This is a genomic window from Limosilactobacillus avium, assembly GCF_947381485.1.
Classification (GTDB): Bacteria; Bacillota; Bacilli; order Lactobacillales; family Lactobacillaceae; genus Limosilactobacillus; species Limosilactobacillus avium.
The window spans coordinates 1-25,540 of sequence record NZ_CANCWN010000027.1 but is presented as its reverse complement, the minus strand read 5'-3'; the positions used below and the strand labels follow the sequence as shown (position 1 = coordinate 25,540).

Annotated in this window: 26 protein-coding genes and 1 pseudogene; 13 read left to right on the top strand and 14 right to left on the bottom strand. The window is 52.8% G+C overall.

Annotated elements, in window-relative coordinates; all coding sequences use genetic code 11:
* From QOS01_RS08330 to QOS01_RS08320, 3 genes and pseudogenes are all read right to left on the bottom strand, one after another.
* A pseudogene (locus tag QOS01_RS08330) lies at window positions 1–185 on the bottom strand (IS66 family transposase); the annotation flags it as partial.
* Between the two features lie 71 nt (window positions 186–256).
* On the bottom strand, window positions 257–613 hold the full coding sequence (gene tnpB / locus QOS01_RS08325) for an IS66 family insertion sequence element accessory protein TnpB (RefSeq protein WP_283621942.1): 357 nt from the start codon (window positions 611–613) through the stop codon (window positions 257–259).
* On the bottom strand, window positions 603–791 hold the full coding sequence (locus tag QOS01_RS08320; RefSeq protein WP_283621941.1) for a hypothetical protein: 189 nt from the start codon (window positions 789–791) through the stop codon (window positions 603–605). The genes tnpB and QOS01_RS08320 overlap by 11 nt, the downstream gene beginning before the upstream one ends.
* Window positions 792–857: 66 nt before the next feature.
* Between QOS01_RS08320 and tnpA the strand changes: the two genes are divergently transcribed.
* Both tnpA and QOS01_RS08310 read left to right on the top strand, forming a co-directional pair.
* Complete coding sequence (gene tnpA, locus QOS01_RS08315) at window positions 858–1,232, top strand: IS200/IS605 family transposase (RefSeq protein ID WP_456298553.1); 375 nt, start codon at window positions 858–860, stop codon at window positions 1,230–1,232.
* Window positions 1,233–1,235: 3 nt separating this feature from the next.
* Window positions 1,236–2,603 carry a transposase gene (locus QOS01_RS08310; RefSeq protein WP_283621939.1) on the top strand — a complete coding sequence of 456 codons (1,368 nt, stop codon included), beginning with the start codon at window positions 1,236–1,238 and terminating at the stop codon, window positions 2,601–2,603.
* A 208-nt stretch (window positions 2,604–2,811) separates the two neighbouring features.
* On the opposite strand, the gene QOS01_RS08305 is transcribed toward QOS01_RS08310, so the two are convergent.
* On the bottom strand, window positions 2,812–3,750 hold the full coding sequence (locus tag QOS01_RS08305; RefSeq protein WP_283621938.1) for an Rpn family recombination-promoting nuclease/putative transposase: 939 nt from the start codon (window positions 3,748–3,750) through the stop codon (window positions 2,812–2,814).
* A gap of 172 nt (window positions 3,751–3,922) precedes the next feature.
* On the opposite strand from QOS01_RS08305, the gene QOS01_RS08300 reads away from it, so the two are divergent.
* Together QOS01_RS08300 and QOS01_RS08295 are read left to right on the top strand one after the other, a co-directional pair.
* Window positions 3,923–4,981: a LysM peptidoglycan-binding domain-containing protein gene (locus tag QOS01_RS08300; RefSeq protein ID WP_283621937.1), complete on the top strand. Its 1,059-nt coding sequence runs from the start codon at window positions 3,923–3,925 to the stop codon at window positions 4,979–4,981.
* Between the two features lie 16 nt (window positions 4,982–4,997).
* Window positions 4,998–5,462, top strand: a complete 465-nt coding sequence (locus QOS01_RS08295; protein ID WP_047769975.1) for a hypothetical protein — start codon at window positions 4,998–5,000, stop codon at window positions 5,460–5,462.
* A 49-nt stretch (window positions 5,463–5,511) separates the two neighbouring features.
* On the opposite strand, the gene QOS01_RS08290 is transcribed toward QOS01_RS08295, so the two are convergent.
* Together QOS01_RS08290 and QOS01_RS08285 are read right to left on the bottom strand one after the other, a co-directional pair.
* Entirely contained in the window at window positions 5,512–6,054 is a 543-nt protein-coding gene (locus tag QOS01_RS08290) for an RBBP9/YdeN family alpha/beta hydrolase (protein WP_283621936.1), read from the bottom strand.
* Between the two features lie 97 nt (window positions 6,055–6,151).
* Window positions 6,152–7,486, bottom strand: a complete 1,335-nt coding sequence (locus tag QOS01_RS08285; protein ID WP_283621935.1) for an APC family permease — start codon at window positions 7,484–7,486, stop codon at window positions 6,152–6,154.
* A 474-nt stretch (window positions 7,487–7,960) separates the two neighbouring features.
* Between QOS01_RS08285 and QOS01_RS08280 the strand changes: the two genes are divergently transcribed.
* Window positions 7,961–9,391: a sugar porter family MFS transporter gene (locus QOS01_RS08280; RefSeq protein ID WP_456298554.1), complete on the top strand. Its 1,431-nt coding sequence runs from the start codon at window positions 7,961–7,963 to the stop codon at window positions 9,389–9,391.
* A gap of 107 nt (window positions 9,392–9,498) precedes the next feature.
* On the opposite strand, the gene QOS01_RS08275 is transcribed toward QOS01_RS08280, so the two are convergent.
* Entirely contained in the window at window positions 9,499–10,116 is a 618-nt protein-coding gene (locus QOS01_RS08275; RefSeq protein ID WP_082126077.1) for a YczE/YyaS/YitT family protein, read from the bottom strand.
* A 190-nt stretch (window positions 10,117–10,306) separates the two neighbouring features.
* The gene (locus tag QOS01_RS08270; RefSeq protein ID WP_283621934.1) at window positions 10,307–11,227 is read right to left on the bottom strand and encodes an EamA family transporter; all 921 of its coding nucleotides are present in this window, start codon (window positions 11,225–11,227) and stop codon (window positions 10,307–10,309) included.
* Between the two features lie 145 nt (window positions 11,228–11,372).
* Between QOS01_RS08270 and QOS01_RS08265 the strand changes: the two genes are divergently transcribed.
* From QOS01_RS08265 to QOS01_RS08240, 6 genes are all read left to right on the top strand, one after another.
* The gene (locus QOS01_RS08265; RefSeq protein WP_283621933.1) at window positions 11,373–12,323 is read left to right on the top strand and encodes an aldo/keto reductase; all 951 of its coding nucleotides are present in this window, start codon (window positions 11,373–11,375) and stop codon (window positions 12,321–12,323) included.
* Window positions 12,324–12,325: 2 nt separating this feature from the next.
* Window positions 12,326–12,823 carry a phosphatase PAP2 family protein gene (locus QOS01_RS08260; protein ID WP_283621932.1) on the top strand — a complete coding sequence of 166 codons (498 nt, stop codon included), beginning with the start codon at window positions 12,326–12,328 and terminating at the stop codon, window positions 12,821–12,823.
* Window positions 12,824–12,831: 8 nt separating this feature from the next.
* Window positions 12,832–15,681, top strand: coding sequence for a DUF3427 domain-containing protein (locus QOS01_RS08255; protein ID WP_283621943.1), 2,850 nt, complete (start codon window positions 12,832–12,834; stop codon window positions 15,679–15,681).
* Window positions 15,682–15,779: 98 nt separating this feature from the next.
* Window positions 15,780–16,163 carry a GntR family transcriptional regulator gene (locus QOS01_RS08250; RefSeq protein WP_283621931.1) on the top strand — a complete coding sequence of 128 codons (384 nt, stop codon included), beginning with the start codon at window positions 15,780–15,782 and terminating at the stop codon, window positions 16,161–16,163.
* Entirely contained in the window at window positions 16,144–17,013 is an 870-nt protein-coding gene (locus QOS01_RS08245) for an ATP-binding cassette domain-containing protein (RefSeq protein ID WP_283621930.1), read from the top strand. Before QOS01_RS08250 ends, QOS01_RS08245 begins: the two co-directional genes overlap by 20 nt.
* Window positions 17,006–17,704, top strand: a complete 699-nt coding sequence (locus tag QOS01_RS08240; protein ID WP_283621929.1) for a hypothetical protein — start codon at window positions 17,006–17,008, stop codon at window positions 17,702–17,704. Before QOS01_RS08245 ends, QOS01_RS08240 begins: the two co-directional genes overlap by 8 nt.
* Window positions 17,705–17,753: 49 nt before the next feature.
* Here QOS01_RS08240 and QOS01_RS08235 read toward each other — a convergent pair whose 3' ends face one another.
* Genes QOS01_RS08235 through QOS01_RS08220 form a run of 4 tightly spaced genes read right to left on the bottom strand, consistent with a single transcriptional unit; the run spans window position 17,754 to window position 22,765 of the window.
* A complete protein-coding gene (locus tag QOS01_RS08235; RefSeq protein WP_283621928.1) occupies window positions 17,754–19,058 on the bottom strand; it encodes an Nramp family divalent metal transporter in 1,305 nt (434 codons plus the stop codon).
* On the bottom strand, window positions 19,055–19,993 hold the full coding sequence (gene hemH / locus QOS01_RS08230) for a ferrochelatase (protein ID WP_283621927.1): 939 nt from the start codon (window positions 19,991–19,993) through the stop codon (window positions 19,055–19,057). The genes QOS01_RS08235 and hemH overlap by 4 nt, the downstream gene beginning before the upstream one ends.
* Before the next feature lie 12 nt (window positions 19,994–20,005).
* The gene (locus tag QOS01_RS08225) at window positions 20,006–20,938 is read right to left on the bottom strand and encodes a prenyltransferase (RefSeq protein WP_283621926.1); all 933 of its coding nucleotides are present in this window, start codon (window positions 20,936–20,938) and stop codon (window positions 20,006–20,008) included.
* A gap of 18 nt (window positions 20,939–20,956) precedes the next feature.
* On the bottom strand, window positions 20,957–22,765 hold the full coding sequence (locus QOS01_RS08220; RefSeq protein ID WP_283621925.1) for a heavy metal translocating P-type ATPase: 1,809 nt from the start codon (window positions 22,763–22,765) through the stop codon (window positions 20,957–20,959).
* 222 nt (window positions 22,766–22,987) lie between these two features.
* Between QOS01_RS08220 and QOS01_RS08215 the strand changes: the two genes are divergently transcribed.
* Window positions 22,988–24,040 carry an alkaline phosphatase family protein gene (locus QOS01_RS08215; protein ID WP_283621924.1) on the top strand — a complete coding sequence of 351 codons (1,053 nt, stop codon included), beginning with the start codon at window positions 22,988–22,990 and terminating at the stop codon, window positions 24,038–24,040.
* 62 nt (window positions 24,041–24,102) lie between these two features.
* A complete protein-coding gene (locus QOS01_RS08210; RefSeq protein ID WP_283621923.1) occupies window positions 24,103–24,630 on the top strand; it encodes a flavodoxin family protein in 528 nt (175 codons plus the stop codon).
* Here the strand turns inward: QOS01_RS08210 and QOS01_RS08205 are convergent.
* Both QOS01_RS08205 and QOS01_RS08200 read right to left on the bottom strand, forming a co-directional pair.
* Window positions 24,614–24,745, bottom strand: coding sequence for a hypothetical protein (locus QOS01_RS08205; RefSeq protein WP_283621922.1), 132 nt, complete (start codon window positions 24,743–24,745; stop codon window positions 24,614–24,616). The two genes, QOS01_RS08210 and QOS01_RS08205, sit on opposite strands and share 17 nt — an antisense overlap.
* Before the next feature lie 82 nt (window positions 24,746–24,827).
* On the bottom strand, window positions 24,828–25,118 hold the full coding sequence (locus tag QOS01_RS08200) for a hypothetical protein (protein WP_283621921.1): 291 nt from the start codon (window positions 25,116–25,118) through the stop codon (window positions 24,828–24,830).
* Between the last annotated feature and the right edge of the window lie 422 nt (window positions 25,119–25,540).

Here is a 25,540-nt window from a genome sequence, read left to right as displayed (position 1 = left end):
TCTAGTTCATCATCGCTAAATAGTGATTGCTGACCATCAACTACGGACTCAATTATTTCAGTTTTTTTCCCAAACATTTGGTTTTGTTGAAGCTTAATAATTGCCGTCAACTTGTTGACCTGTTCCTTTAGGGCCTTGATCTGTTGCTTAAGTTCGCGATTCTCTTCGACTAAGCTTTTACTCATGATACGTCACCTCCCTTTAAATCATTCTTCGGTAATTATATCAAAGAACAACGATTTTAAACAGAGGTAATTTAATAAAAGGTACCTGGTTGCGCTGCTTTAATCTTACGAACCGGTAATGGGTTTAGTCCCTTTAATAGCCAATCTAATTGTTTGGCTGATAACTCTTTGACTTCGCTATTGTATCTCGGCCAACTCAAATGGCCATTTTCAAAGCGTTTGTAAAGCACGATAAAGCCCTCACCGTCCCAAAGTAGTCCTTTGAATCGGTCATTGCGGGATCCACAGAACAGAAAAAGTGAATTGTTGTATAATTCCAACCCATAATTTTCAGCGATAACCATTGCTAGTCCATCAATTCCCTTACGCAAGTCAGTTTTTCCACAGACTAGGTAAACATGATCGGGATCATGCCAGTTAATGAGCATAGCGCACCACAATCTTTGAAATCTCAGCCGCAAGGCTGGGACTGGCACCCTTGAAAAATGTTAGCTGGATATTGTCAACTTTCATTTTAACAGCTGGTCGCGGTGAAAATTTAGGCTTACTAACTGGTTCACTTTTGGTTTTGAAAACCGGTGTCACAATATCGTGTGTTTCCTCCATAAAAAAATCCTCCTGTACTGAATTTTATATTTTCAGTATAGGAGGATTGGCTGACCATGCCTAGACGTGTCGTTATTGACTGCTTACAAATACCGTAACAAAGTGCTGAAAGGACACGCCAAAGCAGTCTTCCGAAAGCAAGTTCGTGAGATTGCCAATAAATACGGCTTTACAGTGGCCCACATGGAAATTGACAAAGACGATTATGTACACATGCTGGTTAGCGCCCCGCCTAAGTTGTCAGTAACAAATATTATGCGATGGCTTAAAGGTATTACCGCTTACCAACTTTTCCGGCAATGCCCGGAGTTACAGACCAGTTACTGGAAGAAGCAAGGGCGACACCTTTGGTCGCCTAGTTACTACGTTGAAAGCATTGGTGCAGTGAATGAGCAGGCGGTAGCTAAATATATTGACGATCAACGTAAAAAGGAGAAATAGTTGATGCTTAAACTACCAAGTACAACTGAATATGTCAGAGTGCGTCGCTATCGGCTGGTAGCTACACCAGAGTTGGTCAAGAAGCATCAAGCCAATCTGGCGGTTGAAAATCAGTTGCACAACTACGCCCTTAAATATCTTGAAAGAGCCTACGGCTATAAGCATCTTTCTCGTAAATTCCCTGGTACACGTACTGGGAAGACTTATGTTATCAAAGATGAAATCCTGCCTGGCTTCTTAAAAGAAAACTATGGGCTAAAGCGGTGGAACGCTCACAAAGTTGGCTTACATTCGCAGGCTGCTTATCAGTTTCTACTCACGCTCCTAACTAATTTTGGTGAGTACCGTAAGGTACTTAGAAAAGCGACCAAGATGACCGACCAAGAGAAAGAGGACTACCGGAATAATAAGCATCACAATAATCCTCGTCACCGTTCCTGGTACCGCAAAGGATCACTAAATTATTTACGGAATGGAGCTAGTCACCAAACAGTTTCACTCCCGGATAACGGTCAGATAGCGGTACTGTCGGCTCACCATATTAAAATTCAAGACTATGACAGTCTCCGGGTGGTTGAAAATATTGTCAACTTGAAACATCAGAAAATTGTCACCTCTAAAATCAAGCATAGGCGAGATAACTCTTATGAACTTCAACTAGTGTTTAAAGATAAGCTGCCTCGTCGAAAGCCAACAGACGTATGCGGCGTTGACTGGAATATGAAAGATCGTAAGATCTTTCATACGTCTGATAACAAGAAACTCTACCTCGACAATTTTGTCTCAGTTAAGGCTGACAAATACGAGCGTATTATTGATGGCCTCAAAAGCCGTAGAGATAAGGCAACTTGGCTGGGCCAACACTCACGGCGTATACAAAGGCTAAACAATTTAATCAGGTTCTATAACATTCACCGGGCAAATATTCTTACTAACCATTATCGGCACCTGACTAAGCAATTGTTCAATGACTACGACCTATTGGTCATTGAAAAACTAGGTGCTAAAGAGATGCGGCAAAAGTCGCAGAACTTAGATGCCAATGGCAATCACACTAAGAATCGGCGCCTAGCTAAAATAAAGCCTTATGAGCTACAGCAATGCCTCAAGCAAGTGGCCGATAAGAGCGGTAAAACCCTAGTCTTAGTAGACAGCTACAAGACCAGTCAAGTTGAATATGGTACTAACTATCAAGAGAAACATAGCCTTGACAGCCCACGGGAGTGGACATCCAAGTACACTGGAAAGAAAATTGATCGTGACCTTAATGCTAGTCAAAATATCCTAGAATGGGGTCTCAACCCTGAAAAACACGTCAAATTAAAAGACTACCCGGCGTTAAAGCCAAGTAGTCTAGTCACTATTAACTAAACGATTATATGGGGCGAGGCAGAACCTAGTCGTCCTTAAAGGCAGTGAGAGCTACTAATGGCGTATCACCCTGAGCTTGCAAAACGGGTGCGAATTAGTAGCTGAGTCCCCTTAAATGGGGAACCAGGACGTTAGCCCTGCATAGCCTAAACGTTTTCCAGAACCTATATGCGCTACTGTAGCCGTGTAGATTTGGAAGCTCGGTCATTTATGGCCGAGTTCGTTCACTATTTGCTAGTTGATAGTAGTATTGAGCCTGTTGAGGGGAAAGTTTACGGATATTGATAAGAAAGTTTTCAGCTTGTTCTTTAGTCTGGCCACTACTAATTAGGTCCCTAACAAGTGCCAGCCTTTCTTCATCTACTCCCTCACTACGACCTTCTTGACGACCTTCTTGACGACCCTCTTTACGTCCTTGCTGACGACCCTCTTGAAGACCCTCTTTACGACCTTCAAGGACAGCACGGCGGCGATCGTTTTCAATATCCATTTCGTATAAGGTACGTTGCATATATTCCTTCCTCCATTTCCGGTCCTGCTTTACGTGGGCAATCCTTTGCCTTAATTGTACGATAAAGTCATCCTCCCCATCAACTTTACGACCAGCAAGGAGGTCCAGGAAGTTTTGGAGCTTCGGACCAACCGTCTGGCGGAGGTTGGTGATGTCAAAGAAGAGGGTCGTCTCGCCATCACGGTATGGGTAGTCTGGGTACTTACTGACCTGCCGCTTGATCTCGTAGCGCTGTTCCCCCAGGCCAAAGGGATCAAAACAGCAGAAGAAAATAACGTAGGCGTTATCGGCCTGACTGTAGTTTTGTCCCCGTTCAAAGGCATCGTTTGCCAGGCTGGACTGGTAAAAGCGCGTTCGTTGCGGTAGGTTTTGGTGGTTGACGACCTGCATCTCGACGTCATAGTGGTTCCCGTCCTCGTCCTCGGCATAAATGTCGAACCGCACTCCCTTTGCATCGTACGTACTCGTCAGTTCCTGCTGGCTATTAAGGATTGTCACCTTGCCCAGCGGTAGTTCCGGCAACACCCGGTGGATCATCTCCCTGGCAATCACTGGGTCCAAGAAAACCTTACTAAAGATGAAGTCGTCAGTTAAGCCGGCCTGTTCCCAACGTTTTTCTAAGTCGGTTTGTGCCATAAAAAGCCCTCCTTACATTATTAGTGGGTTACCCCTACTTATTAAGGACGGCAAAAGGGACTTGTTTCACTATTTTTTAGGTGGTGTCCTATTGAATGCTTGTTGGGACAGCGTTAAACTAATTAGGATGAAATAATAGGCTTTTTAAGGATTTTCTATGGGAGGATTAATCATGAAAATTAACAAGAAACGCCTGGTAGCAGCCTTTATGACGGCCGTATTAGCCGGTCCCGTAATGGCTACTTCGGTTGCAATGGCGGACAATAACGCAAGCGGTTCACCAGAGGAACAGGCGGACATTACCAACTGGATTGCCAACACGCCACAACAAATTTCTAACAACATGGCAATGCAACACATTAGTATGGACAACCTCAACGGAACCCGTTACATCATCCAATGGGGCGATACCTTGTCTGGTATCTCCGCCGCAACAGGAATCTCCGTGGCTAAGCTGTGCTACGACAACAACATTCAAAACGCTAACCTGATTTACGCTGGTGACGTCTTGATACTGAACCGCGATGGTGATGTTCCTGCCGGCTACACGCCAGACGTTAACCCATATGCTGTGGCGCAAACGAAGGTTACCATTAATAATGGACCAACTAACGTCCACATTACCGTACGGCCACAAACAATTACTAAGAACGATGATCACTCTACCAATATTTACTCTGCTAATAACGATAACAATAACGGCAGCAACAATAATAACAACAGTGATAACACTATTGAGAGCGAATCATCCAGCAGCACAACAAAGCACAAGAAGAACACGAAGCACAATAAGGTTAAGCTGACTGCTGACAGTATTGAGTCGGCCTTAGATGGTGCTAACAGCGATGATAAAGTGTCATTCGATACTGATAGTGACGCCGATGACAGTCACAGCATCAGTAGTAGTGTTGCTGCTGAGGTTAAGAAGGACCTTGAAAACGGTGACGCAGACGCGGCGGTAGAAGCAATCGAGGATTCCCTGCCAGACTCTGACAAGGATGTAACTGTCCACATTTCCTTGAACGGCAAGACGCTGTCATTAAGCTACAGCCAAAGTGATGATGATGACGATGACAGCAGCAGTAGCGACAGTAACAAGGATAACAAGGACAATGACAGCAACGACGATGATAGCGACAGTGAAGACAGTCAAAGTGATAGCGATAGCGACAGCAATAACCAAGCTACGACCGATGACCAAAGCACTGACTCCACTGATGAGGACGACTAATAGGAGTTAGGTATCGATGCAAAAAAAGAACAAGATTATTATTGCGATTATTGTAGTTCTCGTGGTTATCTTTGGAGGCGGCTACTTCTACGCTAGTCATTCCGTTGCGCGCCACGTTCCGGGGCATGTTTACCAGTACACGTCCGTTTCGGGGAACCAGAGCGCCTACATGACCTTCGCTAAGAGCGGTGATGAAGTGGTCGTTACGCCAAGTAAGTCTAAGGCACTAAAAGCCAACGATAGCCAGAGTGACTTTGAGGACGTTTACCACAGCGAGTCCAAGCAAGGAACTTGGAATTACAGTGCCAAGGGCAGCAAACTGACCCTTTCCAAGAGCCAGGATGGCAAGGTGTCACTGTGGCAATATAATCATGTCTTAGCACTCGGTAAGAAACTGCACTCCAGCAGCTTTACTTACCAGATTGCTAATGCTGGTCAGGGGGTTGACCACAAGTCCACTTCATTTAAGCAAATTGAATAATCGTAAAAATTAACCGTCTACCCTTTAAATACGGGGGTAGGCGGTTTTTCTATTTCGTAATCCGTGATAATTCTTTTAAAGCAAGTGGAAATTGAGTATAACCATCAGCGCCCAAAAAGTGGCCGCCAGTTGCCTGGACAATCAGTTTAGCACCGAGTTGGTGGGCAACTTCAACACTGCCCTTATACGGGGCAATCGGGTCATCCTTGGCCGTAATGATCGTTGCCTGGCCAACCTTTGGGGTAACCTTCTGGTAGTCGAGCCTGGGCTGGACAAAGCCGTTCAGCTGGGGATACATCGGGAGCGGTTCATCAAATGCGCCCACCAAAAGAAGGCGGGCATCATGCAGGTCGTGCCGTTCCACAAAGCGGAGGGTACTGATGCAGCCCAGGCTGTGAGCAATAAGGATTACGCCATCCTGAGCGGGCACCTGCTGGTCAATTGCATCTGCCCACTCCTGGGGATCCGGAGCAAACGGGTTCGGTAGCATAATGCGGTCAACGGCGATGTTCGGCTTGGCAGCCTGTTCTAGCCAGGGAAACCAGTCGTCGTCCCGTGTCGATGTTCCGTGAATTAGGTAGGCTTTCTTCATTCAAACGCACCTCTTTGAAATTGATTTCCCCTCTATTATAAGCAAAATGGCTCTCTAGCTGCTAGCAGAAGGCAGTTAGAAAGCCATTTTCGTAGACTTAGTGCATCCGCATCTGGTCCATCCGTTTAACCAGGTAGAGGATTGGTAGGCCAACGATGACAATCCCGATGAATAGGACCACGCCGGCAAAGTCATTGACGATTTCACTAGCGAGGACGAACACACCACCGGCGATAGCAATAATCGGGATCCATGGGTACAGCGGCGTACTAAACGGCCGCGGCTCCTTATTCCGGCGCCGTAAGATGAAGATGCCGAAAAAGGCCAGGAGGTAGAAGCAGTAAACGGTGAAGACGCAGAGGTCCGACAGGTGGTCAGGATCAAAGAAGATCATCATGATGGTAGCCAAAACAATGATAAACATGGTGGCAACAACTGGCGACTTTCCCTTAGGGGTAACGTAAGCCAGGTAACGCGAGAACGGTAGGTCGCCCCGCTTAGCCATTGCGTAGACAATCCGGGGGAAAGTGATCATTTTACCGTTCAAAGTCCCCATCATCGAGATGATGATCCCGGCCGACAGTAACTTACCACCGATGTTCCCAAATGCCTTCACAGCTAAGTAGGCTGTGGCGTTTTCACCCAAACGGTGGATCAGGTTGACGGGGAGGAACTTGATGATGCCGATGGTGATCAGGGTGTAGATAATCAGCACGGCGGTGATCCCCACGATGATGGCCTTAGGCAACAGCTTCTGCGGGTTCTTCATTTCACCACCGAGGTTGGCAATTAAAATCCAACCATCATAACCGAACAGGGTCGCCAGGACCGCCACCCCAAAGCCACCGGTTGCCTGGTGGACTTCAGTGACGGTTTGGCCAAAGGCATCCTGGTGCCCCCAGAAGAGCCCAAAGATGATGATTGCCGCGATCGGGATCATTTTCCCGGCCGTGGTGATGATTGCAAAGATGGCCCCCACCTTGTTTTCAAAGAGGTTCATAATCCCGATTGCCAAAACGGTAATGAAGGCGAGTGGCACCCGCCACTGGGCTCCCAGACCAAAGAAGTTAGCCATCAGGATACTCATGAAGCCTGCGACCGAGGCGATAATGGCGGGTCCGTAAACAATGACCTGCATCCATCCGGCTAGAAAGCCGAGAATTCTTCCGTAAATATTCTCAATGTAGACGTACAGGCCCCCAGTGTAGGGCATTTGGGACCCAATTTCGGCGACCGTCAGCCCCCCGGTCAGGGTGATAATTCCCCCAAAGACCCAAGCGGCAATGGCCATGGTCGATGTTCCGGCACTATCGAGGACTGAGCCCTGCTTGAAAAAGATCCCGGAACCGATAATGGTCCCCACAACGATCGAGATTGCCGACCAGAAACCAAGCGACCGCTTCAAATCATCGTTTGTCTGCTGATTCTTCATTCCAATTCCTCCATTTCCGTATTGGCCAAAACAAAAACCCGGCCACGCTTCGTCAAATGGTGTTTGCCAAATGACTAAGCATGTCCGGGCTCATTGTTAAACCTGTTTGATGACACACTAAAATCACTCAGCCCCGAGTAGAACTAGAGACTGAGGAGGAAGATTGTTGATTTGCCTGTTGAATATATGTCAAAGTCATAATTGCTAAATCCTCCTGTGTATCTTTAATGTAAATTAGAATACCATTAGAATGATAAAATTGCAACATAATTTGTGACTATTTTTATCATAATTTGCCAATTTATTGGGCTAATCCTTAAATAGAACAGGCGTTTGCCAAACGTGTTATAATAGAAATGTCAATTAGGCGAGTGGAAAATATCCCTCAACGAAAGGCGTCTCAATTGCTTTCGCAGGCGAGACGTCTTTTTGTTTACCCTGAATAAGGAGGAATTTTTTATTCATAATAGCAAAATTGTCAGACGGTTAAAGAGAATCGCTTTAATAGTAACGTTGGGTGGCCTTTTGTTCGGGGTCGACACCGGGGTAATCAACGGTGCCATCCCCTACATGGCCTCGCCGCAGCAGCTCAACCTGTCCCCTGCAGAAGAGGGCCTGGTAACTTCCGGCATCACCTTGGGAGCAGCCATCGGGGCCCTGGTCATTGGCAAGCTTGCGGACCACTATGGTCGTAAGAAAATGCTGGTCTGTTTAGCCCTGATTTTTTTCATGGGGACGCTGATGTGTTCTGTGGCCCCCAACGCTTTTTTCATGATTGCCTTTCGCTTCCTGCTGGGACTGGCAGTCGGTGGCGCTTCCGTAATTGTTCCCACCTACCTGGCCGAGGTATCAACGGCGGCGTTGCGGGGACGGTTAGTGACACAAAATGAGCTGATGATTACGGGTGGTCAGCTGCTGGCCTTCACGGTCAACGCGGTCCTGGGGAGCTGCTTCCCCCACGTCGGTAACATCTGGCGGTACATGATTGCTTTTGGGATGATTCCGTCGGTCTTGCTCTTCATCGGGATGTGGCGGGTGCCAGAATCGCCCCGCTGGTCAATCATGGTGGGGCACCAAGACGAAGCCATGCAGACTTTGGAAACCATTCGACCGAGTCGCCAGCGGAGCCTGCACGAGATCCGGAGTGTGGAGGATACCTTAAAGCGTAACCGGATGGCCCGGCACGCCACCTTTCACGACCTAAGCCACCCCTGGGTTCGCAACTTGGTCCTGATTGGTGTTGGCTTAGGAATTGTTCAGCAGTTTGTCGGCATCAACATCATGATGTATTACGGGACGAGTATCCTGATGAAGGTTGGCTTTGGTCACCAGGCCGCCCTGATTGCTAACATCGGCAACGGCCTGACCTCATTTATTGCCACCGCGGTGGGGATGCAGATGATGTACACGGTTGACCGGCGAAAGATGCTCCTTACCGGGATCACCGGCACGGCTAGCTCGATGGTCCTTATCACCCTGGCAATCCTCTTGCTGGGTAATTCACCGCTATTACCATACATCGTGATCTGCTCGACAATGGCCTTTTTGGCCTTCTTCCAGTCTTGCGTTTCCCCAACGACCTGGGTGCTTTTGTCGGAGATCTTCCCGCAAAGCCTGCGGGGCCTGGGAATGGGCATTTCGACCTTTGCGCTGTGGCTAGCGAACTTCTTTGTGGGGTTCACCTTCCCAGTCATGATGGCCCACTGGGGTGGCAGTGGGACCTTCGTGTTCTTCATTGTCTGCAATATTCTTTCCCTGGTATTTGCGGCGATTTTCGCGCCCGAAACCCAGGGGAAGACGTTGGAACAGATTCAAACGGAGTTACGGCATAAGGCCATGGCAAAACACCACCACCATCACCATCACGAGTTGCCAAATTACCTGGAAAATGGGTACCAAAATTAAAAGAAGCTGTGACATAGGTCTTCTATTTAGTTGAAATACACAAAGAGGACTCTCGCGCTCGGAACTTTGAACGCGAGAGTCCTCTTTGTACTTTTTCAGCTTCCCTTTTAAGCCGCCGGAGCCTTAGCCAGCATCGGCTCCGCCAGGTTGGTCTTAAACCATTGGGTGAGGGGCCCCATGAAAAGGGCCGTGATGACGGTCCCAATTCCCAGGGTTACATTGAAGGCAAAACCAACCAGAACGCAGATGCTGTCGGTGATGATCCGACAGTACTTGAACGGTAGAAGGCGGTACTTGTAGGCCGCAATCAGGGCGATTGCATCGTAGGCCGAAACACCGAGGTCCGCGGTGAAATACAGGGCGGCGGCCAGACAAGTAAAGACGATCCCGGCCGTCATTAGACCACCCCGGGCAAGTAGGCCGGGATGGGGGAGCAGGACGTCCAGCAGGTTATGCATCAAGTCGGCGGCCACGCCGGTCAAGAAGAGGTTGATCAAGGTCGCGATCCCAATGTAGTGCTTGTGCAAAACGAAGACGAGGGCCAGCAGAATCCCCGTCAGGATAAGGTAAAAGGTTGAATAGGTCGAACTGAAAATGTTGGCAATCCCCGTCACAAAACAGGTGAACGGGTCCACCCCGAGATTGGCTTTTTGCAACATCCCCACGCAAAAGCCACACAGAACTACCCCACAGAAGGCCATCATAATTCGCCGTGCTTGATACATAAGCCCACCTCCGCAAAAAATCGTTCAAATTTGATCATATCAAAGTAATTGTAGCGCTTACATTGCAAAAATAAATGATTGGATGTGGGATGAATTGCACATTTTGTGGACTAACGAGGGGGGAATATAAAGCGGCCTTCAGCGTGCGGATTCTTTCGGACACTGAAGGCCGTTATCCTTCCCGACTCCGTTATTTTAAATGCGGGAAGTGGATGAAGGTCTTGAACTTCTGGAAAGGGATTGCCTGCAAGAAGGTGGTAAGCAGGATCAATAACGAACCGCAAACCGCCGCCAGCGTGAGGCGGGTCCCCAGCAGGGTCACCGCAAGCAGGGTGGCCACCAAAGGCTCAAAGGCGCTCAGAATTCCCGTGGCTGCCGGTGAGATATACCGAATACTCTGCAAAAAGAGGGTGTAGGCAAACATCGTGCCCCCAATGACGATGTAGGCGATGAGGACCCAATCCCAGGTGCTCAGGTGCGGCAGTGGGGTAGTTACCAACCATGGCAAAAGGAGGACCCCACTGATCAGCATGGCCAGCCCACAGATGATCAGGGCATCGAACTTCTGTAGTAGGGGTCGGGGCAACAGGGTGTAAAGGGCCGCGGCAACCGCACACCAGATTCCCCAGAAGAGGGCCGTTGGGGTTAGGGCCAGCTGGTTCAGGTGACCGCCCGTTGCCAGAAAGAAGGTTCCCACCAGGGCAATCAGGATGCTGATGCAGTCCAGCCGCCGGGGCCACTGGCGGTTAGCAAGCGCCAGCCAGAGGATGATGAAGACCGGCTGGAGGTACTGGATGACGGTCGCAGTGGGCGCGTTACTGTACTTGATTGCCAGAAAGTAGGTTAATTGGGAGTTCATCATCCCCAGGACCGCAAAGAGGACCAGGAACTTCAGGTTGAAGCGGCTGCTGATTACCTGCTTGACCTGGTGGGGGAATTTGAGCAGGCTCCACAGGGTGAGGAGGACGCCGGCCACCAGGAGACGGATACTAACCAGCCAGGTGTTGGAAATCGTGGTGGTGGAAAAAAGGTACTGGGCCGCGGCCCCCGAAATTCCCCAGAGGGACGCCCCACCCGCGGCCAGTAGGATTCCCTTCGTTTGCTTACTCATCTAATCAGCCTCCTCAATAGTTTTCCAGCAATATAACATTTCTGAGCGGAAATTTGAACCCGTTCGTGACCAGAAAGTACTTTCTTTAAGCGGCCCCACCTTTGAAGTATAATTTAAATAAGTTTGTACAAAAGGAGTGACTGAAATGCGGTCAGTTAAAATTGGTGGAACAAATTGGCAGGCGTCTAACGTGGCCCTGGGAATCATGCGGATGGGGACCCTCCCCGTTGAAAAATGCGCCGCAGCCCTGCAGGCGGCCCACGAAGCCGGGATCAACTTCATTGACTCGGCAGACATCTATGGTAACGACCCCAAGTTAGGGCGGGGGTCTTCGGAAATCCACTTTGGTCAGGCCTTCAAGCGCAGCGGCCTGTCCCGGGAGGACTTCTTTATCCAATCAAAGGGGGGCCTGTACGCTGACGGGAACCAGATTACCCGCTACGATTCGTCGAAGGACCACCTGATTGCTGCCGTTGACGGGATCCTCCAGCGAATGGGGATTGACTACCTCGATTCCTTTGTAATCCACCGGCCGGACCCGCTGATGGACCCAGACGAGATTGCGGCGGCCTTTGACGAACTCCAGGCCAGCGGGAAGGTGCGCCACTTCGGTGTTTCTAACTTTAACCCGGCCCAGATTGACCTCCTCCAGGCGTCCCTTGACCAACGCCTGCTGGTTGACCAGCTCCAGTTTGGCCTCAAGCATACCGGGATGATTGACTTTGGCCTCCACACCAACATGACCGACGACGGGGCCACTAACCGTGATGGTGGCCTGCTTGAATACTGCCGCCTCCACAAGCTGACCATCCAGACCTGGTCACCATTCCAGTACGGAACCTTTGCCGGAACCTTCATTAACAATGACCAGTTCCCCCAGCTGAACGCGGTCCTGGCCAAGCTGGCCGATAAGTACCAGGTTTCGAAAAACGCCATTGCGGTGGCCTGGATTCTTCGTCACCCGGCCCACATGCAAGTCCTAATCGGCACCATGACCCCGGCTCACATCACTGACAGTGCCGCCGGTAGCGACGTCCAGCTGACCAAGCAGGAGTGGTACGACCTCTACCTGGCCGCTGGAAACAAGCTTCCGTAATAATGCAGGACTACCAGCACTTTTACCAAAGAATCAGCGCCCCCTTCAGAAAGCACCCACGCCTTGTCACCGCGCTACGCCTGACTAACCGGGCCATTGAGGCCCTCATGTACCTGGCCTACCTGGGAATGGTCGGCGAACAGGTCTGGACCCGGCACGGAACTGCCTGGCCAATTATCGTGGTGCCGGGGGTGGGCTTTGTGCTTTTGAGCCTGGCCCGCAACCGCCTCAATGCCCCCCGGCCGTACGAACAGTGGCCGCTTCGTCCCCTGATCAGCCGGGAGAAGACGGGCGATTCCTTTCCCAGTCGCCATGTCTTCTCGGCCATGACGATTGCCATGGTGGCCTGCCGGGTCTGGTGGCCGCTCGGCGTATTCCTGGTGTTTTTAACGGTCCTCTTGGCCCTGATTAGGGTTGTCGGTGGTGTTCACTACCCCAAAGATGTCCTGGCCGGAATGGCGGCCGGGCTCGTCTGCGGGGCCCTTTTGTGGTTATTTTAGGAGAAGAAATGGATAAGCAGACGGTATTTAAAAACGCAATTCTAAACGGCCTGTACAGTCAGGACTACCCCGGTCACGAGCTGTTGACACCCCAGCTGCTGGCCAACAACCAGGCGGGGACCATCTGGCAGGTGGTTCAGGACGAGCTCCAGCACTGCCAGGGTTTTACCTGGGCGGTGGCCTTTATCACGTTGGACATGCTCGTACCGTTTAAGGCGGTAATGGCCGACCTAGCTGACCAGAGGATCACCGGAACCATCCTGACCAGTGACTACCTAGGCTTCAACCGTCCCCAGGTGTTTACGGAGCTGGCCAAGATTCCAAACCTGACCGTCAAAATCGTTGACCAGGCGGGCTTCCACGCCAAGGGCTACCTCTTTGACCACGGTGATTTTCAGACCGCCATCATCGGTAGCGCCAACTTCACCCGGGCGGCCCTTTTGCAGAACGTGGAGTGGTCACTAAAGGTCAGCTCGCGGGGAAACGCCGGGCTAACGGCCCAGGTCACCGCCCAACTAGCTGAGTTAAACCGCCACAGCCAGCCATTAGACGCGGCCTGGCTACAAGACTACCGGCAGCGGTGGCGGGCCCCAATCCGGCCGACCGTCACGTCCAGTAAGCACCATCAGCCCATCAAGCCTAACCAGATGCAGCGTCCGGCCCTGGCCGCATTACACGAGCTCGTAGCGGCGGGCGCCCACCGGGGACTGGTCGTTTCGGCAACCGGGACGGGGAAGACCTACCTGGGGGCGTTTGCCGTCCGCAACTTCCGCCCGCACCGCTTCCTCTACCTGGTTCATCGGGAACAGATTGCCAAAAAGTCACTGCAGAGCTTCCGCCGGGTCATCGGGGGCCCGGCCAGTGACTACGGCCTGCTGACGGGGAACCGTCACGACTGGGACGCCAAGTACTTATTTGCAACTGTCCAGACCCTCAGCCAGCCGACCACCCTCAAGCAGTTGGGCCCCAAGACCTTTGATTACATCCTGGTTGACGAGGCCCACCGGGCAGCGGCCCCTAGCTACCAGCGGGTTTTTGACCACTTCCGGCCGCAATTCTGGCTGGGGATGACCGCCACCCCGGAACGGATGGATAAGCAGGACGTCTATGCGCTCTTTGACTACCACCTGGCCTACGAAATCCGCCTGAGAGCGGCCCTGGATGCGGGGATGCTGGCGCCGTTTCACTACGTTGGCATTCAGGACTACGAACGTGACGGGACGGTGATTACCGAGACCAGTGACCTCCGTTACCTGGTGGCTGACCAGCGGGTCAAGTACATCCTGGACCAGATGGACTACTACGGCTACTGTGGCGACCGGGCCCGGGGGCTGGTATTTTGCTCCCGGCAGAAAGAAGCGCGTGAACTAGCGGTTAAATTCAGCGCAGCTGGGCACCCGGCAGTCGCCCTGACCAACACGGACAGTGGGGCCCGTCGCCAGTCCGTGGTCCACCAACTAGAAGCCGGTAAGATTGAGTACATCATTACCGTGGACCTCTTCAACGAGGGGGTTGACATCCCGTCGTTAAACCAGGTGGTCATGCTCAGAAACACCCAGTCAGCAGTTGTCTTCATCCAGCAACTGGGGCGGGGGCTTAGAAAGTATCCGGGAAAGGAATACGTAACCGTCCTGGACTTCATCGGCAACTACCAGAATAACTTCCTGATTCCCCTGGCCCTGAACCACGACACGAGCCGGCAGGTTGACCGGGCCCGCCAGGAAACTCTCCTGCCGCCGGCAATTGGTGTGTCGACCATCAACTTCCGCCGGGTTGCGGCTGCCCGGATCCTCCAGTCACTCGAAAAAGTCAAGCTGGATTCGATGCACGAACTCCGTCAGGCCTACCAGGACCTCCGCCACCGGCTGGGTCGGGTCCCGATGCTGGTGGACTTTTACCGCTACGGGTCGGTTTCACCCCTGGTTTTCGCCACCAACAGTCGATTAGCTAACTACGGTTCCTTTCTCCAAAAGGTCGGTGAGCCAGTCGAGCTGACGGCCGGTGAAAACGCGGTCCTGACCTTCGTCACCAAGGAGCTCCTTAATGGCAAGCGGCCCCATGAGCTGGTCCTCTTGCAGCTTTTGCTAGACGCGCCCGACCACCGCTGCAGTCAGGAACACCTTAGCGCAGCCCTCCGTGAGCGTGGGGCCTACGTGGATAGCGATGTCTTAAGGTCAATTGACGATATTCTCAGCCTGGCCTTCTTTGACGTCAAGGCCGGGAAGAGGATCAAGCGGGCGGTTTACGGGGGCCAGTCCCTCATTGCCCACCCTGACCTGGTGGATTACGTCTTCGTGCCCAGCTTGGCAGCCGCTTTAAAGAGCAATGCGCTTTTCCACCGCCTCTTTGAAGACGCCGTCGCCACCGGTCTGGCCTTGAGCAAGGGCTACGACGCCCACCAGCAGTTCACCCTCTACCGCCAGTATGACCGCAAGGACGTCTGCCGGCTGTTGAACTGGCCCCTGGACGTCAGCGCACCGCTGTATGGCTACAGGGTTGGCGAGCGCGAGTGCCCGATCTTCATCACCTACCACAAGGACGACGACCAGCAGCGCAACGCCATTTATGACAACCAGCTGCAGAACGGCCAGTCCCTGCGCTGGTACACGCGGAGTCCCCGTCACCTCTCTTCGCCGGAGGTCCAGCGCCTCCTGTCCGGGAAGGTCAAAATCCACCTCTTTGTCAAACGCAGCGACGCGGTGGGAAAGCAGTTCTACTACCTGGGCCCGGCCAAAATTCAGCCGGGTTCGGCCAGGGAAGAGGAGCTAGGGGCTAAGCGCAAGCCGGCGGTCGGCATGGACCTGGTCCTGACCCACCCGCTGGTAACGCGGCTGCGGCGTCTCCTATTTGAAAATTAAAAGCAAGCAGTAATTTCTGCTTGCTTTTTTAGTATGTTGCTTATATACTTAGTTACATAAGTAATTAACTAAATAACTAACGAAGGGGAGGTGCTCCTGTGCAGTTACAATTTGACGAGTCCGCACCGCTGTACCAGCAGATTGCGGCTCAGCTAGAAGAGATGATCTTCACCGGCGGCTTTACGGAAGGCAGCCAGATCCCGTCGACGACCCAGCTTTCGGCCCAGCTCCATATCAACCCGGCGACCGTCCTGAAGGGGATGAACATGCTGGTTGACAAGGGCCTGGTTGAAAAGCGGCGGGGCCGGGGGATGTTTGTAGCGCCGGGCGCGCAGGACAAGATCATGCAGGCACGCAAGGACAGCTTTTATAACGACTACATCAAGCGACTCTTAGTTGAGGCCCACAAGTTAGGAATCACGAAAGAGCACTTACTAGAACTAATTGAGCGAGGCGAGAACGATGGAAAAATTACACATTGACCACATTACCAAGCGGTACGGCCACCAGGTAATTTTAGATGACCTGTCATTTGACCTGGCACCGGGGAAAATTTATGGCCTCTTGGGACGCAATGGTGCGGGGAAGTCGACTTTACTAAACATCATCACCAGCCGGATCTTCCCGACCGCGGGGGCAATCAAGCTCGGTGATCAGGACGGCCGAGACAACGATGCGGTCTTAGGGCAGTTTTACCTGATGAGTGAAGCTAACTTATACCCGAAGCGGATAACGGTGCGGCGGATGTTTGACATGGCCGACGAATCATACGGGGGCTTTGACTACCAGAATGCGGACCGCCTGCTCAAGGAGTTCGGTGTACCAAGTACCGCCCAGCTGGGTAACCTCTCGACTGGTCTGCAGACCGCGGCCAAGCTGACCGTAGCCCTTAGCGTAAATGCGGCTTACGTCCTATTGGATGAGCCCGTCCTGGGGCTGGACGCTAACCACCGGGACATTTTCTACAAGGAACTGATCAAGACCTACCAGAACAAGCCACGGACCTTCGTCTTATCGACCCACCTGATTGATGAAATCCAACAGGTTGTCGAACACGTCTTCATTATTAATGACCACCACCTGGTCGAAGAAGGGGACGTCCAGGCAATGCTGAACAAGGCCAACACAATCAGTGGGCCGGCCAAGGATGTTGACGAGTACACGAACGGTCTACGGGTCCTGACCACGGATGAGCTGGGCAACGTCAAGACGGCCTACGTCTATGACCAGCTTGACGACCAGCGGGTACTTCCGGACCGGGTTAAGATTGGCCACTACGACCTACAACACTTGTTTATCTACTTAACGAATGGGGGCACGAACAATGAGTAACGCAAAGATGAAAATGGTGACGACCAACGTCTTCCACCGGCTGGGGATTGGCATGTTGATTACCCTGGCCTGGGTGATTGGCGTTGAGGTCCTGGTCAGCCTGGCCGGGTTGATTTTCAACCATAACGTGGAATCGTTTCTAGTCACCCTCCGCGGGATTCCGGGGAACTTGACCTTCTTCATCTCGGCAGTATTGATGATCTACTTCCTGATCACTCCCTACGTTGACTTCAAGTGGGCGATCCAGAACGGTATTTCCCGGAAGACGATGTGGCGGGGGCGGTTTGTGGCCCTGTTTTTGGCAACCCTGGTGATCTACGTGGTCGATGAGTTGCTGGCCTTAACCAACCACCCCTTCCCGGGAGCAGGGACGCTTCTTGAGCATTTCCTGACCCTGCTGACGGTCACCCTGACCTTCCAGGCGGTCGGTAACGGTTTCGGCCTCCTGAGCCGACGGTGGAAGTGGATCGTGGGGATTGGCCTCCCGGTGGCCCTAATCATTATTATGTGGGCAATGGCGGGCCTCTTGATCAAGCTACTGGAAGTGGGCTTCATTAGTAACCACAACGACCAGTGGATTGGGATCTTCGGTAACCCGGTGGTCCCTTGGGTTATCTGGCTGATCTACTTTGTAATTATCCTCTTTTTAACTAAGGTATTTAACGACCGCCTTCAATTGCGGCGGGACTAAGTAAAAAAGCGTTCTGTGAAACTGCTGATGTTTTACAGAACGCTTTTCCTTATACCAAAACGAGCAAATTCAGCCCGGTAATCAAGGCGACCAGGAGGTAACAAACCACGGTCTGCCAGGGCCGGTTGACGTGCTCCTTCATCAGGTCCCGGTTGCCGGTGATGGCAACGAGGGGGAAGAGGGTGAAGGGCAGGGCGATACTCAAGACGACCTGGGCGTAGATGATCAGCTGCTCAAACTGGGTCTCATCGAAGTGGATGATGAAACCGATGATTAAAATTGGGATCAGGGTCACGAACCGGGTCAGCAACCGCCGCTTCCACAGGGGAAGACGGATGTTGATGTAGCCCTCCATGACGATCTGCCCGGCCAGAGTCGAGGTGATTGACGAGATCAGCCCGGTGATCAGGAGGGCAAAGGCGAAGAGCCAGCTCATCAGGGGACTGGCCAGCTTGCCAACAATGGCGGGGCTCTTCAGCCCGTAGAAAACATCCTGGAGGCTGGCGAGGTCACCGTGGTGGAAGAAGAGGGTCCCCCCAAGGACCAGCAGGAGGGCGTTGACAATCAGGGCGGCGACCAGGTGGATGACCGAGTCCCAGTTGGCAAAGCGGAGGGTCTCGGTTACCTGTTTAGGGTCGTGCTCATCGTAGCGCCGGCTCTGGGCGAGGGCTGAGTGGAGGTAAATATTGTGGGGCATGATTGTGGCCCCGATGATTCCCAGGCTAAGGAGTAATTCGTGGTGGTTGGTCAAAATTACGGAGTGGGGCTCAAAGCCCGCGGCGATGGCGGCCACTGCCGGGTGGGCCCGACAAACCTCCACGGCAAAGATTGTCCCGACCACCAGGATGGCAAAGAGGACGATGAACTCGATTCGCCGGATCCCAAAGCGGAGGAAGAGAAGGACGACCAAGACGTCGGCAATCGTCAGTAGGACCCCGAAGACCAGGGGGAGGCCAAAGAGGAGCTTTAGGGCGACAGCTGTTCCCACGACCCCGGTCAGGTCCGTCGCCATCATCGCCAGCTCGTTTAGCAACCAAAGGCCAATCCGGGTGGGCCGGTTAACCCGCCCGGCGATGGCCTGGGCCAGGTCCGTCCGGGTGACCACGCCCAGCTTGATTGACAGTGACTGCATCACCATGGCAATCAGGATGGACGAGAAGAGGACCACCAGGAGCTGGTAGCCGTAACGACTGCCCCCGGAAAGTGAGGTCAGCCAGTTACCCGGATCCATGTAACCCACCGCAACCAGGGCACCGGGGCCACTGTAGGCGAGGAACTTTTGCCAGAAGGCGGATTCGTAGACGGTGGGAACCTTAACACTGCCGTTAATTTCGTCTAAACTTTTCTTCTTCATGCTTGAAACTGCTCCTTAACAAACTGGGCGATGAAGGATGCAAACGCCGGCTGGTCGTTTAGCGCCGGGACCACGTCGAGTTCTCGACCACCCGCTGCCCGAAAGGCCTGGTAGTTTTGCACCTGGTCCTCTTCAATGGTTTCTAGACAGTCGGTGACGAAGGACGGTGCCGCAATTAGGATGTTGCGCTTCCCCATCTGGACCTCCTCCATCAGGGTGTTCTTCAGGTAGGGCTTGAGCCATGGCATCGGACCGAACTTCGACTGGTAGACCATCTTGATTTGGTCACTGGGGATGTTCAGCCGCTTGATGAGTTCTGCCGTGGTCCGCTCGGTTTCCTCCTTGTAGGGGTCACCATGCTTGACCATTGAGACCGGGATCCCGTGATAGGAAATCAGCAGGCGGTCGTACGGCTTCTTTTGCCAGGCCGTCTGAATCTGCCGGGCCAGGACATCGAGGTATGCAGGTTCGTCTGCAAAGCGGTCAATGACCTTGATTTTAGGGTCAACCGCCCGGACCTGATCGATGATCGACTGGGTGGTGCTCTGCGTGAAGTGGGGGAAGAGGGACAGGACGGTGATGTGGTGACATTCCTGCTTCATTGCCGTCAACACATCAGCGATGCTGGGCTTTTCGTAGGTCATTGCCAGCCGGACGTCCCAGTCGGGCAGGTCTTCCTGCACCCGCTTGGCGAGCCGGTTGGAGTAGACAATCAAGGGGGAGCCATCCTTTAGCCAGCAGTCCCGGTAGAAGGTGGCCGACCGCCACGACCGCAGGGGAAGGATGATTCCCTTTAGGATGGGTTGCCAAACCGCTCGCGGCATGGTGACGACGTTTTGATCGCCCAGAAATTCACCCAGGTAGTGCTTGACGGCGGGCGTCGTGGGGGCCGCTGGTGACCCGAGGTTAACCAATAGTAGTCCGTTTTCTTTCATAGTTAATAATCCTCACTTAAAAATTAGTAGTTTCCAGATGATGCCCAGCATGACGAAGAGAAATTCACTGACCAGGATCAACTGGAGGTCAATCAGAACGTTAAAGAAGGTTGTGGCCTTGTCGGGCCGGGTGACAAAGGTCTTGGTTCGCTGGTAGACCAGGGGAATTGTCAGGAAGCTGCCGAGGGTCCAGAGGGGCAAGTAGTGGGCAGCAACCGCAATAACGATGAAGAGGTAGCTCAACGCGTAGCAGGCAATCAGAACGGCGAGGGCCTTCCGGTGGCCGATGTGGTAGACCAGGGTCCGCTTGCCAATGGCGATGTCTTCCTTGACATCACAGATGTTGTTGCCGAGCATGACGTTGCTGATGACTAGGATGGCAGGCAGGGCGACCACCAGCCCCTTGAGCCAGAAGTAGACGTCGAAGGTCGGCAGGTTGTAGATGTTGATGTAGATGGCCAAGAGGGTGATGTTATAGCCCATGGTGATCCCGGATACCGGTTCGCCGAAGGGGGTCTTCAGGATGGGGTGGCGGCCACCCGAGTAGGAGTAGCCCACCAGGAAACTAAGGATCCCAATCAGCAGAAGGATCCAGCCGGCCATGATGGTCAGGTAGATGCCGATGGCCGCCGCTAAGATGGTGAGCCCAGCGATGATTGCCCGGGCCCAGGAAAGGTGAATTTTGAAGTTAGCAATAATGTTATTATGGCTGTTTGCGGCGCTGCTGTGGTTGAAACGGCGGTAGTCGGTATACTGGTTATGACCATTGACGGCCAGGTGAAAGCTGACCACGGCGATGAAGAGCAGGATCGTGTCCCCCAGGTTGAAGTGGTCGTAATAATAGTAAGCAAAGGCGCACCCAATCAGGTAAGGCAGGGCCGAAATAACCGTTGTCTGTGCCTGGACCAGGGCGGCAAATTGCTGGCGATGATTATGCATTTCCATAAGTAAAAGCTTCCTTTTCTAGTTGCTGGCTTGCCGGGCTTTAAGGGCCCAGAGAATTGAGACGGTATCGATGACTTCCTGGAGCATGGCCCCCACGAAGGCGGGAATCACCCCTGTGCAAGCGATTAGCATCAGGATGGTACAGATGGCAATCCCAATCAGGACCGCCTGCTTGGCAATCCGGATCGTGTTCTTAGAGATGGCAACGGCCTTGGCAACCCGGGCCAGGTTGTCCTGGAGAATTACCACGTCGGCAGTTTCGCTAGCAGCCGTCGACCCGTGGGCCCCCATGGCAATCCCGACGTCGGCAGTGGCGAGGGACGGGGCATCATTGACCCCGTCACCAACCATGAAGACGGGGTGGAGGTCCGGAGTGACCCCCTTTAAGGCGGCAATCTTATCTTGGGGAAGGAGGTCCGCCTTGACGGTCGTGATGCCCACCTGCTTGGCGACGGTTTGGGCGATTGACCGCTGGTCCCCGGTGAGCATCATCAGGTTGCTAACACCAAGGGCCTTCAGCTGTTCCATTGTTTCCTTTGCTTCGGGGCGGATGTGGTCTTCAAAGGCAATCGCCCCGTAGTACTTCCCGTCAACGCTGACGTAGATGGCGGTGGTTGCTAAAGCGGCCTTGCCGTTGTCCGGGGCGGCAAAACTAAGCTTACCGGCACGGACCTGGTGGTCTTCAATCTTCGCCGTGATTCCCTTCCCGGTGGTTTCCTCCAGGTCGGCAACGGGTGCGAGGGAGATCTCGTGTTCCGTCGCGTAGGCCAGGAGGGAGCGGGCAAGAATGTGGGACGAGTTCTGCTCGGCGCTGGCTGCCAGGTGGAGGAGGCGTTCCGTCGTGATCTCAGCGGCGGGGATGACCTTGCTAACGGTCAGGTGGCCGTTGGTGATGGTCCCCGTCTTATCAAAGGCCCCGGTCCGGGCGCCGGCAAGTTTTTCGAGGACACTTCCTGTTTTGACAACGATCCCGTTCCGTGAGGCCCGACTCATGCCGGAGACCATTGCGACGGGGGCGGCCAAAATCAACGGGCAGGGGGAAGCAACGACCAGGACCTCCGCAAACCGGTGGGGGTTACCGGAGATTAGCCATGCAAGGGCTGAAATGACGACCGCCGCGATGGTGAAGGGCATGGCATAGCGGTCGGCCAGGCGGACAAAGTGGGCTGGGGTGCTCTCCGCTTCCTTGACCAGCTTAACCAGTTGCTGGTACTGGCTATCCTTGGCCAGATGGTTAACCTGGAGGGTGACGGCGCTATTGCCGTTGATTGACCCGGACATGACGGCGTCCCCATCCTGCTTAACCACGGGCCGGGCCTCACCAGTCAGCGAGGACTCGTCGAAGTCGCTATGACCAGCGACGATGACCCCGTCGACGGGAACGAGTTCACCGGGTTTAACCACGATCTGGTCCCCGACCTTGACGGCCCCGACCGCCACATCGGTGATTTTTCCTTCATTAATAAGGTGGGCGTGCTGGGGCGAATTGTCGAGGAGGGCCTTCAGCTCCGTATTGGCCTTCTTGGCGGCGTAGTCCTCAAGGGCGTCACCCCCGGTCAGCATTACCAGGATGACCATGGCGGCCCAGTACTCACCGACGGCCAGGGTGGCGACGACGGCGAGAATAGCCAGGAGATCGACCCCGTACTTGCCGGAACGGAGTGTCTTGACCATCCCGATGAACATCGTCAGGGCGATAATGGCACCGACGATGGTGACAATAACTTGCGCAAGAAGCGGGTAGTGGAGACCGTATTGCAAGAAGACAGCAATGGCGGCGATGATGAGGATCACAGCGAGCTTCTGCTTATTGGAAAGACGTTTCATCTTTTTTAACTTCCCCTCAAATAATAAGAATTACTTCTATTATAATTGACTTTATAGGAGTGCGAAACGAAACTTGGCAAAAGCAGGGAACTCCAGGATATTTAGGGGCTTATTATTAATCTCACGATAAGCAAATGTCCCATTGGCATTATATGATAATTTGCGAGGATGGCAAAGACCCTGTGACGAGAAAACACACTTTGTAGCAAGGAGGACAATGAGTTGGGAACTTATAAACGGGTAATCATGGTGGTTATCAGTGGCTTAGGAATTGGCCCCGCCCCGGATGCGAGAAAATTCATGGACCAGGGCGCCGACACGGTTGGCGACCTGACCGCCCATTTCCGGGCCCGCCTTCAGCTGCCGAACCTGGGCCGCCTCGGGCTGGCCAGGTTGCACCCGCTCTACCAAGCGGCAGCGGAGGCCTTAGACCATACCCAGCAGTGGCGGGTGTGGCCCCGGGCGGTGGGCAAGAGTAAGTTGGAAGGCTACTGGGAGCTGCTTGGCGTGCCCACAACGACAGAACTGACGGCCCTGCCGCGGGGCCTGGCACCAGAACTCATCCAGGAAATCGCGCGTTTTGCCGGCCGCCCGGTCCTCGTCAACCGGCCATACAGCCGGCCCCGCCTGCTTTTTGATTGGGGCGCAACGGCGGTTGCCGCTGGTACAATCCTGGCGGCAACCAGTGGGGGCGCGGACCTGGTGCTGACGGCTCACGAGAATTTGGTCCCACCCACACAGCTGGACCGGGTTGGCCACTTTGCCCGGGCACTACTTGACCGCCAGGCAGATCTGCAAATTGGCCAGGTGGTGACGGTCCCGTTTACTGGTCGCACCCCGGCTGACTTTGCCTACCGGTTGGTGGACCGGCACGAGTACAACATGGCGGTGCCGCGCGCCACCCTCCTTGACCAGCTCCGGGCGGCGGGGGTTCCCGTGAATACGGACCCACAAGTGTTGACGGAAGATGGCCTGCAGTTTTTCCGACTAGGCAAGGCGGCAACGGCGGGTTGTCACCGTGACCCAGAAAAGATGGGCCAGGCCCTGATGGCGGCCGACGCGCGGCTTGGGGAGATTATCTCCCAAGTGACGAACCAGGATCTTTTGGTGGTGACCGCCGACTATGGCGCCGCCCCTGACTTTCCGGGGGACGGACCAACCCGGGAGTGGCTGCCACTGCTGTTTTATTCGCCGGCAGGGGTTGCCTGGCAAAGAAGGCCCGTCGTGTTGGGAGACGTTGCGGAAATCATTAAAGGCAGTTTGGGTTTAAAATGAAAAAGGCCTCGTTAAGACGGGGACCTTGATATTATATAGGAAAAGAAAGGATCTTAGTTACCATGAAAATCGTCGTGATCACAAGCAGCGCCCACGTTAACGGCGCTTCAACATACCTCGCTGACCAGTTCATTAAGGGGGCTGGGGATGGCCACAACGACATTTACCACTACAACGCCGTTGACCACCAGAATAACTTCGTAATGGTAGATGAGGACAACCAGTCGATTGGCCAGCATGACGACATCGACCACCTACTTGATAAGATTAAAGCGGCCGACCTGGTGGTGATGGTCACACCGCTCTACTACTTTGGAATGAGCTCACTGCTCAAGACCATCGTGGACCGCTTCTACGACTATAACCACGATCTGAAGGGCAATAAGCAGGCAGTCATGATTGCAACCGGGGCGGGTTCCGTCAACACGGCCTTTGATTCCCTGAAGATCCACTACAAGCAAATCATCGACTACATGCACTGGACCGATGCTGGGGCAATCTGGGACTTGAAGGCGTTGGACCATCCCGCAATTGATAAGTATGGCCAGGAAGCCTTTAAGCTAGGACAAAAGTTTACCGCCGGGAATTAAAGTAAAAGGCGAGGGCAACCAGGATGATCAAAATGATGATTGCCAGGCGGGGATCAGCTTTGAAGAGTTCGTGCATGGCATGGATCTGACCGATGCCCAGGGGTAGGTTGAACATTTTGCTTCCTCCTTAGGATGCTTTTTTCGCGATTATTGTGTAAAGACTAAAAAAAGATTGGGAAAATGCAGTCTTAGACTAACTACTTCTTGTGCTTCATCATCTTCCGGTATTCCGCCCGGGTCATATGCTGGTCATCTTCCTCAGGGAACTTAACTTCCAATGAGTCGACTGATTGGTGGTCAGTTGGGGCAGAGGGCCCAACCTGGCTGAGCATCCGCAGGGTGTCCACGGCCCGGTCGTGGTTCTCCTGGACGGTAGCCATCAGTTGCCGGTTCGGCTGGTCGTCGTTTTGCATGGCGGTCAGCTGTTTCTGGGTTGTTTCCACAATTGACTTGAGTGAAGCAATTGTTTCCATAATATCGTTATTCATAATCATTCTCCTCGTTAAGTTCGTTACAAATTAATATTATATGGTGAATTGGACTAAAAGGATAGGAAATTGGACCGGGAAGGACGAAATTTAGTAAATTATCGAACAAAAAATGAACCGTTTTCACCTAGTCGTTTTATAAGTGAAATCACAATATCTAAGTGACAAAAGTGTTGCTAATCGTTAGACTTTTTAAAATATTTTTACGTTTTAGTAAAAAATGTTGCAATTGTAAAGCTTATCACATTGGGGGTTACGGCGGGTGAGTTGTAATTAGTTAGTGAAAAATCGGCGTTACAAAGGTTGTAATATTGATAAATAGCACATATAATTAGTTTGATCCTAGGAATTCTATTATCTAATCGAACATAATTGATTTCTGGGCTATATATACTTAATTATTTTATTTTTTATAGGGGGAT

Excerpts from the sequence above, each read along its gene's own strand:
- QOS01_RS08320 (WP_283621941.1), bottom strand. The coding sequence starts at position 791 with ATGGAGGAAACACACGATATTGTGACACCGGTTTTCAAAACCAAAAGT.
- QOS01_RS08305 (WP_283621938.1), bottom strand. The coding sequence starts at position 3,750 with ATGGCACAAACCGACTTAGAAAAACGTTGGGAACAGGCCGGCTTAACT.
- QOS01_RS08220 (WP_283621925.1), bottom strand. The coding sequence starts at position 22,765 with ATGAAACGTCTTTCCAATAAGCAGAAGCTCGCTGTGATCCTCATCATC.
- QOS01_RS08260 (WP_283621932.1), top strand. The coding sequence starts at position 12,326 with ATGCAGGACTACCAGCACTTTTACCAAAGAATCAGCGCCCCCTTCAGA.
- hemH (WP_283621927.1), bottom strand. The coding sequence starts at position 19,993 with ATGAAAGAAAACGGACTACTATTGGTTAACCTCGGGTCACCAGCGGCC.
- QOS01_RS08245 (WP_283621930.1), top strand. The coding sequence starts at position 16,144 with ATGGAAAAATTACACATTGACCACATTACCAAGCGGTACGGCCACCAG.
- QOS01_RS08290 (WP_283621936.1), bottom strand. The coding sequence starts at position 6,054 with ATGAAGAAAGCCTACCTAATTCACGGAACATCGACACGGGACGACGAC.
- QOS01_RS08265 (WP_283621933.1), top strand. The coding sequence starts at position 11,373 with ATGCGGTCAGTTAAAATTGGTGGAACAAATTGGCAGGCGTCTAACGTG.
- QOS01_RS08300 (WP_283621937.1), top strand. The coding sequence starts at position 3,923 with ATGAAAATTAACAAGAAACGCCTGGTAGCAGCCTTTATGACGGCCGTA.
- QOS01_RS08205 (WP_283621922.1), bottom strand. The coding sequence starts at position 24,745 with ATGTTCAACCTACCCCTGGGCATCGGTCAGATCCATGCCATGCACGAA.
- QOS01_RS08210 (WP_283621923.1), top strand. The coding sequence starts at position 24,103 with ATGAAAATCGTCGTGATCACAAGCAGCGCCCACGTTAACGGCGCTTCA.
- QOS01_RS08255 (WP_283621943.1), top strand. The coding sequence starts at position 12,832 with ATGGATAAGCAGACGGTATTTAAAAACGCAATTCTAAACGGCCTGTAC.
- QOS01_RS08275 (WP_082126077.1), bottom strand. The coding sequence starts at position 10,116 with ATGTATCAAGCACGGCGAATTATGATGGCCTTCTGTGGGGTAGTTCTG.
- QOS01_RS08240 (WP_283621929.1), top strand. The coding sequence starts at position 17,006 with ATGAGTAACGCAAAGATGAAAATGGTGACGACCAACGTCTTCCACCGG.
- QOS01_RS08225 (WP_283621926.1), bottom strand. The coding sequence starts at position 20,938 with ATGGAAATGCATAATCATCGCCAGCAATTTGCCGCCCTGGTCCAGGCA.
- QOS01_RS08285 (WP_283621935.1), bottom strand. The coding sequence starts at position 7,486 with ATGAAGAATCAGCAGACAAACGATGATTTGAAGCGGTCGCTTGGTTTC.
- QOS01_RS08270 (WP_283621934.1), bottom strand. The coding sequence starts at position 11,227 with ATGAGTAAGCAAACGAAGGGAATCCTACTGGCCGCGGGTGGGGCGTCC.
- tnpB (WP_283621942.1), bottom strand. The coding sequence starts at position 613 with ATGCTCATTAACTGGCATGATCCCGATCATGTTTACCTAGTCTGTGGA.
- QOS01_RS08295 (WP_047769975.1), top strand. The coding sequence starts at position 4,998 with ATGCAAAAAAAGAACAAGATTATTATTGCGATTATTGTAGTTCTCGTG.
- QOS01_RS08310 (WP_283621939.1), top strand. The coding sequence starts at position 1,236 with ATGCTTAAACTACCAAGTACAACTGAATATGTCAGAGTGCGTCGCTAT.
- QOS01_RS08235 (WP_283621928.1), bottom strand. The coding sequence starts at position 19,058 with ATGAAGAAGAAAAGTTTAGACGAAATTAACGGCAGTGTTAAGGTTCCC.
- QOS01_RS08200 (WP_283621921.1), bottom strand. The coding sequence starts at position 25,118 with ATGAATAACGATATTATGGAAACAATTGCTTCACTCAAGTCAATTGTG.